1 pseudogene is annotated in these 832 nt (G+C 41.6%); it reads right to left on the bottom strand.

Annotated elements, in window-relative coordinates:
- Positions 1–832, bottom strand: a pseudogene (locus ACFIO5_RS11120) (Vomp family autotransporter); the annotation flags it as partial.

Genomic DNA, 832 nt, shown 5'->3' with positions numbered 1-832 from the left:
GCCTCAAACTTCATATCTGTATAAGCTTTAGCCTCATTAACACCATTATTGACGACATCATTGAAGCGTTCATCCGTATATTTCTTCGCATCTTCAAGCACTATCTTCATCTGTTGCTCAGTATAATCATGCAACTGACCTCCATTGACTGCCTGCTTAGAGCCTTCTTTAATGTCACCATCCGCTACATTGTCTATCAATACTGGATCACTTTCACTCCCACCAACTAATTTGATTACATTCGTTTTCTTGCCAGTACTATCTTTCTCATACTTAACAGCACTATCTGCTACTGTAGCAATATCTTGTACCTTCTTCTCAATATTCTTTACATCCTTCTCAACCGCTTCAACTTTCTCATTCGTATTCCATAGTTGACTTCCATTAACGGCTTCTTTCGATTTTTCGGATACGTCACCATTCTCTACATGCGTGAGCTTACTGTCCACACCATTATGACGAGCGTCATAACCTCCCTCTGTCTCATTCCAATTTAAACTGTTCGACGAAACATTCTGGCCAGCAGTAACAACATTATTAATACGCTCGTTCATACCTGCAAGACTTTTGTTAACTCCTTCAAACGCAGCCGCTACATTATCATAGCTCTCCTTCTCACCAGAACTACCATCACTCTTGAACTGCGAAACTTGGAACTTGGGAGCTATCCATTGCCCATCTTTATAGCCAGCATCACCGCCAAAATAGCCTGCAACGACATTGCTCATGGAATAAAGTTGAGAACCATTTATCGCATCAGTGGATACTGCTGTAATCGAACCAGCCTTAACACCGGAAAGAGTCCGTGCCGCATTATCAACGTTTGCAATAC

Source organism: Bartonella sp. AA86SXKL, assembly GCF_042196885.1.
Note: the sequence above shows the minus strand (reverse complement) of the source record. Positions and strands in the feature narration are given on the sequence as shown.